General features: G+C 66.8%; 7 protein-coding genes. 5 read left to right on the forward strand and 2 right to left on the reverse strand.

Going from position 1 to position 9213, the window contains the following annotated elements; genetic code table 11:
- The 5 genes from ACO6D5_RS25175 to ACO6D5_RS25195 form a co-directional block, all read left to right on the forward strand.
- Positions 1-483, forward strand: a 483-nt coding sequence (locus tag ACO6D5_RS25175; RefSeq protein ID WP_485826877.1) for a thermonuclease family protein, incomplete at its 5' end; no start/stop codon positions are given.
- Between the two features lie 132 nt (positions 484-615).
- Positions 616-2850 carry an ABC transporter substrate-binding protein gene (locus ACO6D5_RS25180; protein WP_315845318.1) on the forward strand — a complete coding sequence of 745 codons (2235 nt, stop codon included), beginning with the start codon at positions 616-618 and terminating at the stop codon, positions 2848-2850.
- A complete protein-coding gene (locus tag ACO6D5_RS25185) occupies positions 2847-3824 on the forward strand; it encodes an ABC transporter permease subunit (protein WP_315845319.1) in 978 nt (325 codons plus the stop codon). Before ACO6D5_RS25180 ends, ACO6D5_RS25185 begins: the two co-directional genes overlap by 4 nt.
- 5 nt (positions 3825-3829) lie before the next feature.
- The gene (locus ACO6D5_RS25190) at positions 3830-5344 is read left to right on the forward strand and encodes an ABC transporter permease (protein ID WP_485826878.1); all 1515 of its coding nucleotides are present in this window, start codon (positions 3830-3832) and stop codon (positions 5342-5344) included.
- Positions 5341-7041, forward strand: coding sequence for an ABC transporter ATP-binding protein (locus ACO6D5_RS25195; RefSeq protein WP_485826879.1), 1701 nt, complete (start codon positions 5341-5343; stop codon positions 7039-7041). Before ACO6D5_RS25190 ends, ACO6D5_RS25195 begins: the two co-directional genes overlap by 4 nt.
- A 77-nt stretch (positions 7042-7118) precedes the next feature.
- Here the strand turns inward: ACO6D5_RS25195 and ACO6D5_RS25200 are convergent, their stop codons facing one another.
- Both ACO6D5_RS25200 and ACO6D5_RS25205 read right to left on the reverse strand, forming a co-directional pair.
- The gene (locus ACO6D5_RS25200; protein WP_088589045.1) at positions 7119-7667 is read right to left on the reverse strand and encodes a MarR family winged helix-turn-helix transcriptional regulator; all 549 of its coding nucleotides are present in this window, start codon (positions 7665-7667) and stop codon (positions 7119-7121) included.
- Between the two features lie 28 nt (positions 7668-7695).
- A partial coding sequence (locus ACO6D5_RS25205; protein WP_485826880.1) for a collagen-like triple helix repeat-containing protein occupies positions 7696-9213 on the reverse strand: 1518 nt, incomplete at its 5' end.

Consider the following 9213-nt stretch of genomic DNA (forward strand, 5'->3'; position numbering starts at 1 on the left):
GGCGGCGTGCCTCAGGGCAGCTACACGCTGACCGGCACCATCGTCAACGTGGCTGACGGCGATACCGTGACGCTGCGCGCGCCGGATGGCCAGCGGCGCATCCGCATGGACAGCATCGATGCGCCGGAGGAAGGCCACGGCGCCGACCAGCCCGGGCAACCGTATGCCGAGGCCGCGCGCAAGAATCTTGCCAGCCTGGTGGCAGGCAAGACCCTGACCGCCCAGTGCTACGAGAAAGACCAGTACGGCCGCGACGTGTGCGCGCTGATCCTCGAAGACGGCCGCTCGGCCAACCGCTTGCAGGTCGAGGCCGGCTACGCCTGGGCCTATACCGCCAGAAAGGGCGACTACCTGCGCGACAAGGCCATGCCTGACCTGCAACGCCAGGCCAAGGACGCCGGCCGTGGCCTGTGGGTACAGCAGGGCGCCGTGCAACCCTGGAAGTGGCGCTACGACTGCTGGCGTCAACGCCAGTGCGAATGAGTCGGGCGGCGGTCCGTCGTGCGGTGAACCGTCAGGCGGTGATCCTTCGGGCGCCGCTAGGGGGATGCCTGGGTACTGGCTCCGTCCCGCGTTTGCTATTCTCTGTCGCAACGATTTGAAGGGAAGGTTTCCATGCGTGCATTCAAGCGGCTCTGGGCGACGGCCACGCTGCTGTTGCTGGCAGTGGCGGGCTGCTCGCAAGAAAGCCCGATCAACAGCCCGTATCCGTCGGGCGCGGAAAGCCAGAACACGTTCTACTCCGCGTTCACGCAGCGTTCGCCGAAGTACCTGGACCCGGCCAGCTCTTATTCCGTGGACGAAACGCCTTATACCTACAACATCTATGAGACGTTGTACGGCTATCACTACCTGAAGCGGCCCTACGAGCTGGTGCCGCGCTCGGCAGAGGCCATCGCCCCGCCGCTTTATCTGGATGCGCAGGGCAAACCGTTGCCTGCTGACGCGCCGGGCGAACAGATCGCCGAAAGCGTCTACGACATCAAGATCCGCCCTGGCGTGCGCTTCCAGCCGCATCCGGCCTTTGCCCGCAAGACCGACGGCAGCTACGACTACTACCCGTTGGCCGCGGGCGAACTGGACGACAAGTTCTATATTCCCGACTTTCCGCGCACCGGCACGCGCGAACTCACCGCGGACGATTATGTCTATGCGTTTCGGCGCCTGGCCAGCCCGCGCGTGGTGTCGCCCATCTATTCCGTGATGGCCGACCATGTTCAAGGCATGAAGGAATACGGCGACCGCCTGCGCCAACGCGACCGCGACATGCGGCGCGACTTGCCTGGCGGCAGCACGCCGCCCTGGCTGGACTTGCGCGAAGCCGACGGCTTTACCGGCGTCCAGGCGCTGGACCCGCACACGCTGCGCATCCGGGTGAGTGGCAAATATCCCCAATTCAAGTACTGGCTGGCCATGACGTTTACGGCGCCCATCCCCTGGGAGGCCGACCGTTTCTACAACCAGCCCGGCATGGCCTCGCACGATCTGTCGCTGAACACCTGGCCCGTGGGGACCGGCCCCTACATGCTGGCCGAATCGCTGCCGAACCGGCGCCACGTGCTGGTGCGCAACCCCAATTTCCACGGCGAACCGTACCCTTGCGACGGAGAACCGGGCGACAAGGCGGCCGGCCTGCTGGCGGATTGCGGCAAACCCACGCCCTTCATCGACCGCGCCGTGTTCAGCCTGGAAAAGGAAGCGATTCCGCTGATCGGAAAATTCATGCAGGGCTATTACGACGCGCCGCAGATCGAGCGCGGCGAGTACGGCGTGGCCATGCTGGTCGCGGCCGGAGACAGCCAGGATAAGGCCCGCCAGTACCGAGAACGCGGCATCCGCCTGCCGACCACGGTCGAAACCGCCAATTGGTACATGGGGTTCAACTGGCTGGACCCCGTCGTGGGCAAGGGCGACACGCCCGAGCAGGCGGAAAAGAACCGCAAGCTGCGCCAGGCCATCAGCATCGTGTTCGATTGGGAAGAGTACGTGGCCGTGTTCGAGAACAGCCAGGCTTCCGTGGCGCAGGGGCCGGTGCCGCCCGGCGTGCTGGGTTACCGCGAACCGCCTGAAGGCGTGAACCCCGTGGTGTACGACCTGGTGGACGGCAAGCCCGAGCGCAAGTCCGTCGACGTGGCCCGCCGCCTGCTGGCCGAAGCCGGCTATCCCGATGGCCGTAACGCCAAGACCGGGGCGCCGCTGGTGCTGTACTACGACGCCATGCAGGGCGGCGGATCGAATCCGCAGTTCGACTGGATGCGCCGCCAGATGAACAAGATCGGCGTGCAGCTGGACTTGCGGTCCACCGATTACAACCGCTTCCAGGACAAGATGACGCGCGGCGCGGCGCAGATCTTCCTGTGGGGCTGGAACGCCGATTATCCCGACGCCGAGAACTTCCTGTTCCTGCTGTATGGCCCCAACGCCAAGGCCAAGGGCGGCGGCGAGAACGCGGCCAACTACGACAGCCCCGAATTCAACAAGCTGTTCGAGCAGATGAAGTTCCTGGATGACGGCCCCGAAAAGGAGAAGCTCATCGCCAGGATGGTGGAGGTCGTGCAGCGCGACGCGCCCTGGATGTTCGGATTCTTCCCGATGTCGGGCGGCGCCTACCAGCAGTGGGTCGGCAACGCCAAGCCGACGCAGATGGTGCGCAACACGCTCCAGTACCTGAAGCTGGACCCCGCGCTTCGGCAGCAGAAGATCGACGAATGGAATTTCCCAAGATGGTGGCCGATCGGCCTGTTCGTGCTGCTGCTGGCCTTGGCGATCTGGCCGTCGTACGTCGCGCTCAAGCGCCGCGAACGCCAGACGGCCTTTGGGCCCGGCGCCCGTAAGGAGCATCAATCATGATCGGCTATGTGATCCGCCGGCTGTTGTATGGCGTGCTGATTCTGATCGGCGTGAACCTCTTCACCTTCATCCTGTTCTTCGCGGTCAATACGCCGGACGACATGGCGCGCCTGGCCATCGGCGGACAGCGCGCCAGCCAGGACGCGGTGGAAAAATGGAAGGTCGAGCGCGGCTACGACAAGCCGCTGTTCTTCAACGCCAAAGCCGAAGGGACGGCCCAGTTGACCGATACCGTGTTCTACCAGCGGTCGGTGCCTTTGCTCGTGATGGAATTCGGCGCGTCCGACAGCGGCCGCGATATCGGCCGCGAGATCAAGACCCGCATGGGCCCCAGCCTGGCATTGGCGGTGCCCACGTTCATCCTGGGACTTTTCGTCAGCATCGTTTTTTCACTGACGCTGGTGTATTTCCGGGCGACGCGACTGGATTTCTGGGGCGTGGTGGTGTGCGTGCTGCTGTTGTCCATCTCCAGCCTGTTCTACATCATCGCCGGCCAGTGGGTCTTCGCCAAGCTCATGCGCCTGGTGCCGTTCTCGGGCTTCGCGGGCGGGCTGGACGTCGTCAAGTTCCTGGCGCTGCCGGTGCTGGTGGCGATCGTGTCGCGGCTGGGGCCCGAGGCGCGCTTCTACCGCACCCTGTTCCTGGAAGAAATAGGTAAGGACTACGTGCGCACCGCGCGTGCCAAGGGGTTGGCCGAACGCGTCGTGCTGTTCCGGCACGTGCTGCGCAACGCCATGCTGCCCATCCTGACCAGCACTGTCGCCGCCTTGCCGCTGCTGTTCATGGGCAGCCTGATCGCAGAGTCTTTCTTCGGCATTCCGGGCCTGGGCAGCTACACCATCGACGCCATCAACGCGCAGGACTTTTCCGTCGTGCGCGCCATGGTGTTCCTGGGCGCGGCGCTGTACATCGTGGGGCTGATCCTGGCCGATATTTCCTACACGCTGGCTGACCCCCGCGTCCGTTTCGAGTAGCCGCCATGCCGAAGATCGTCTTTCTATGGACCGATGTTGCGCTGTGGCTGATGGCGCTCAGCGCGTTGGCCTACGTCTGGCATGTGCGCCGCAGTCCGAACCTGCGAGCGACCTGGGGGCGGGTCGCTCGCGACACGCCCGCCATGTGCTCCGCCGTGGTCCTGGCCGCGTTCACCCTGGTAGGCCTGCTGGACTCCGTGCATTACCGTCCGCAACTGCCTCCTGTGCCGGGCGCGGCCGCCGATGCCCCGCCGGTCTATGCGCCCGTCGTCAAGTCGGCGCTGGATGGCCTGCTGTCGGGCACCGTGTTGACGAGCCCCGAAAAGAACTACTCGCAGCCGCTGGCGGCGAATCTGTTCCTGAAGGAAACCATGGTGGTCGATGGCAAGCCGGTGCGCGACTATCCGCGCTTGCGTGGCGCGGCCACCCATCTGACCCACCCCGAGGAACAGCATACGGGCGATGTCCTGAAGCGCCTGGGAATCGGGTTGGCCGGCGGGTTGGGGCTGGCGTTGCTGGCCACGATCATCCTGTACGCCTGCCTGGCGCGGCGCACCGGGTCGGCGTCCGAAGCGGCCGGCCAACTGTTTGGCGGCCATGCCGACATCCCGTGGCGCGCCATGGCGGTGACGTTCACGTTGCTTTGCCTGACGGCCGGGGCATTGGCCGGCCTGTCCAGCGGCTATCACGCGCTAGGCACCGACCGCATCGGCAACGACGTGCTGTGGCAGGCGCTGAAAAGCATCCGCACGGCGCTGGTCATCGGCAGCCTGACCACCATCGCCATGCTGCCGCCGGCCATCATCTTTGGCATCGCGGCGGGTTACTTCAAGGGCAAGGTCGACGACGCCATCCAGTACCTGTACACCACCATTACCTCGATCCCCGGCGTGCTGCTGGTGGCGGCCTGCGCGCTGATGATGCAGGTCTACATCGACAACCACGCCGACCTGTTCGACACCTCGGTCGCGCGGGCGGACCTGCGGCTGTTCCTGCTCTGCATGATCCTCGGCCTGACCGGTTGGGCCGGGCTGTGCCGCCTGCTGCGCGCGGAAACGCTCAAGCTGCGGGAACTGGAATACGTGCAGGCGGCACGCGCGTTCGGCGTGTCGCACTGGCGCATCATGACGCGCCACCTGCTGCCCAACGTGGCGCATCTGGTGCTGATCACCGTGGTGCTGGAATTCTCGGGCCTGGTGCTCTATGAAGCCGTGCTGTCGTATCTTGGCATCGGCGTGGATCCCAGCATGAATTCCTTTGGCTCCATGATCAATGGCGCCCGGCTGGAGATGTCGCGCGATCCCATGATCTGGTGGAGTCTGATGACCGCTTTCATGTTCATGCTGGCGCTGGTGCTGGCGGCCAACCTGTTCGCCGATGCCGTGCGCGATGCCTTCGATCCGCGCACGCGCCGCTACAAGCCCAGCCGCATGGCCCGCCTGGGCGGCCTGTTCGGCCGCCGTCCGGCGACGGCGCTGGCGGCCGAACCGCGTCCGTCCAAGTCGGGAGAAGCCCCATGAGCCACGACGCGCCTTTGCTCGATGTGCAGGGCCTGGAGGTGGACATCGCCGGTGAAAGCGGCATGACGCACGCGGTCAAGCGCTTGCAGCTGGCCATTTCTGAACGGCAGACTTTTGCGCTGGTGGGCGAATCCGGATGCGGCAAGAGCATCACGGCGTTGGCGTTGCTGCGTCTGCTGCCGGACGCCGGCCGCATCGTCGGCGGTCAGATCGACCTGGACGGCGAAGATCTGAACCGCTTGCCTGAAAGCGCCATGCGCGGGGTGCGCGGGGGGCGGATCGGCATCATCTTCCAGGAGCCGTCCACCAGCCTGAACCCGGTCATGCGGGTGGGCGACCAGATCATTGAAACGCTGACGGCGCACACGCCCCTGCGGGGCGCGGCCGCCCGCGCCCGTGCGGTGGACTGGCTGCGGCGCGTGGGCATTCCCGAGCCCGAGCGGCGAGTGGACGACTATCCGTTCCAGTTCTCGGGCGGGCAGAAGCAACGCGTCATGATCGCGATCGCGCTGGCTGCGGAGCCTCTGCTGCTGATCGCCGACGAGCCGACAACCGCGCTGGACGTCACGGTGCAGGCGCAGGTGCTGGACCTGCTGGCCGACATCCAGCGGGAAATCGGCATGGCCGTGCTGCTCATCACGCACGATCTGGCGGTGGTGAAGAACGTGGCGCATCACGTGGCGCTCATGCGCGGCGGAGAAATCGTCGAAAGCGCCAGTGCCGAGGAATTCTTCCGGGCGCCCAAGCACCCTTATGCGCGGCAATTGTTCGAGGCCATTCCGACCTTTGAAAAGCGTGGCACTCCGCTGACCGAACAGCGCCGCCAGGCGATGGCGCGCGAGGACGACCGCGCGGCGGGCCAGCGCGCGGCGCGCAAGCCCGGCGACGTGGTGCTGGACGTTCAAGACCTTAAAGTGCATTACCCCGTGCGCAAGGGCCCGCTGCGCCGCATCGTCTCGTGGGTCAAGGCGGTCGATGGGGTGACCTTTTCACTGCGCGCAGGCGAAACGCTGGCCTTGCTGGGGGAATCCGGTTGCGGCAAGACCACCACCGGCAAGGCGTTGCTGCGCCTGATCGAGGGGGCCCGGATTTCGGGCCGGGCAATGCTGCAGGGCAAGGATGCGCTGTCGGCCGACCGGCGCACGCTGCGCGACCTGCGCCAGGACATCCAGATCGTGTTCCAGGACCCCTACGCCTCGCTCGATCCGCGCATGCGCGTGGGCGAAATCCTGGATGAAGGCTTGGCATCCCTGCGTCGCGGCATGACCAAGGCGGCGCGTGCCGCGCACGCGGCGCAATTGATCGAGCGGGTGGGCCTGCCGGTGAATACGCTGACGCGCTACCCGCATGAATTCTCGGGGGGGCAGCGCCAGCGCATCGCGATCGCGCGGGCGTTGGCGGTCGAGCCCAAGGTCCTGATCTGCGACGAACCCACGTCCGCGCTCGATGTTTCCGTCCAGGCGCAGATCCTGGACCTGCTGCGCGAGCTTCAGGACGAACTGGGTATCGCTTACCTGTTCATCACGCACAACTTCGGTGTGGTCGAGTATCTGGCGGACCGCATCGCCGTCATGGATGGCGGACGCATCATCGAACTGGGGCAGGCCGACGCCGTGCTGCACGCGCCGCAGCAGGAACTGACTCGCCGCTTGCTGGCCGCGGTTCCGCGGCTGCAGTTCGGCACGCCGCCGGGATGATTCCCATGAAAAACACGCCCTGATCCTGTCGGATCAGGGCGTGCGGGGCACGCGGCGCCGTACGCGCGGGACCGGGGTCAGTGGTCGTCGTGATGCGCGCTGCGCGTTTCCAGCCAAACCAGCGTGTCGTGCCTCAAGGTGCGGACGCATTGCGCCAGGAAGGCATGCACCGTTTCCAGCTCGGTGGTGTCGTAGCGGCGCGCCATCAGCATCACCGCTTCGGCAATCCACTGCCGCTCCTGCGACAGGTGCTGGCATTGCTCCTCGACCGGCCGGATCACGATCATCCGGCGATCCAGCGGGTGGCGGCCGCGCTGCACGTAGCCTGCCGCCTCCAGCCGGTTGATCAAGGCGGTCGCGCCGCCGGAGCTGATGCCCATCAACTGGGCGAGTTGCCCGGTGGGCAAGGCATCGAACTCCATCACCAGTTCCAGCGCCTTCAGGTCCGCCAGGGGGATCCCCAGCTTTTCCGCCAGGGCCGACTGGCACGCGGCGTTGTACACCGAAAACTGCCGACCCAGCATCAGGGCGATATCGTCAAGCATTCCCGGGCGCAGGTCACTCGTGCGAGATTCAGGCATCACGGTCACATGCTCATGGTGAACGATGGTTTCTTGTTGCAGCATGATGTCGCTCCCTTGCGGATGTGGTGGTTTACTTCTTGGCCGACAGGCCGCCCAGCAGGCCACCCAACAGGCCGCCGTTCGTCGCGCCGCCCGTCGTCGACGAACCGGTCACGCCACCGGTGACGCCGCCCAGCAAGCCGCCCAGCAAACCGCCGTTGGTCGTGCCGGCACCGGCTGCGCCGCCTGCGCTGGCGCCTGCACTGGCACCCGTGCCCGTCGTCGCGCCGACCGAAACACCACCGACCACGCCACCCAGCAGGCCGCCAAGCAGGCCGCCGTTGGCCGTGCCGCCCGTGGTGCCGCCGGTGGTGCCGCCGGCGGTCCCACCCGTCACGCCGCCCAGCAAGCCACCAAGCAAACCGCCGTTGGCCGTGCCGCCCGTCGCGCCGCCCACTGCGCCGGTCACGCCACCCAGCAAGCCCGTCACCGGAGCCAGCAGGCCGCCCACGCCACCTGCCGCCGGCGTGCCGCCCACACCGCCCACGCCGCCGAGGAGACCCGTGATCGGGCTAAGCAAACCGCCAGTGCCGCCAGCGCCGCCGGTCAGGCCGCCCGTCACGCCGCCCAGGCCCAAGCCGGAGGTCAGGGAAGCGACTGCGCCCGTCGCGTTGGCCAGCGTCGCGCCCAGCGGATTCGAGTTGCCCGGGGTGGCGTGCAGCAAGCCGCCCGCGCTGGCCACCGCGCCGCCCAAGCCCTGCAGCACGCCGTTCAGGCCTGCCGTATTGCCCGGCAAGGAGCTGCCGGCCGACGCCAGCGTGCCACCCAGGTTCGTCAGCAGTCCGGCGACCGGGGCTCCCAGCTTGGTGGTCGCGCCCAACTGTTGCGTCAGGCCCGTGACCGTGCCGGCCAGCGGGCTGGCGGTGGGATCAAGCGCGGCGCCAAGGCCGGCCAGGGTGGGCTGCAGGCCCAGCGGCAGCACGTTGTCCACGGTCTTGCCCACGTTGCCCAGCGCCGGTTCGAGAATCGGCTTCGAAGGGCCGCCCAGCACGCCGCCGGTGATGCCGCCAACGGCTTGCGTCACCGGGTTCAACAGGCCGCCTTGGCCGGAGAGGCCGGCGGTCAAGGCGCCAACGGCGTTCGTCGCGTTGCCCAGGATGGTTGTCAGGGGTTGCGGATTGGCGGGGTCCGCGTTCAGCAGGCCGCCGGTGCTGGCCACCGTCTTGCCCAAACCATCGACCAGGCCGCCCAGGCCGGAACTCAGTCCGCCGGGCAGGCCGGTGCCTTTGACGGTGGTGCCCAAATCGCTGACCAGGCCGCCCACTTGTTTGGTGACGCCATCCACAGGTTGGCCCAAGCCGGTCGTGGCACCCACTTCCTGGGTCAGCCCGACAACCGTGTTGACGACAGGAGCCAAAGTCGGGTCCAGCGCCTTGCCCACGCCGCCCAACGTCGTACCCAGATTCAGCGGCAGCGTGTTGTCCACGGCTTTGCCAGTATTGCCCAACGTAGTTTGCAGCAGGCCGGCCGTCACGGGATTGACGGGCGTGTTCGGATCGGTGCCGCCGGGATTGGTCGGGTCGGTGCCGCCAGGATTGTTGCCGCCCGG

It is taken from the genome of Achromobacter sp., assembly GCF_057314935.1.

Excerpts from the sequence above, each read along its gene's own strand:
- ACO6D5_RS25180 (WP_315845318.1), top strand. The coding sequence starts at position 616 with ATGCGTGCATTCAAGCGGCTCTGGGCGACGGCCACGCTGCTGTTGCTG.
- ACO6D5_RS25185 (WP_315845319.1), top strand. The coding sequence starts at position 2,847 with ATGATCGGCTATGTGATCCGCCGGCTGTTGTATGGCGTGCTGATTCTG.
- ACO6D5_RS25190 (WP_485826878.1), top strand. The coding sequence starts at position 3,830 with ATGCCGAAGATCGTCTTTCTATGGACCGATGTTGCGCTGTGGCTGATG.
- ACO6D5_RS25195 (WP_485826879.1), top strand. The coding sequence starts at position 5,341 with ATGAGCCACGACGCGCCTTTGCTCGATGTGCAGGGCCTGGAGGTGGAC.
- ACO6D5_RS25200 (WP_088589045.1), bottom strand. The coding sequence starts at position 7,667 with ATGCTGCAACAAGAAACCATCGTTCACCATGAGCATGTGACCGTGATG.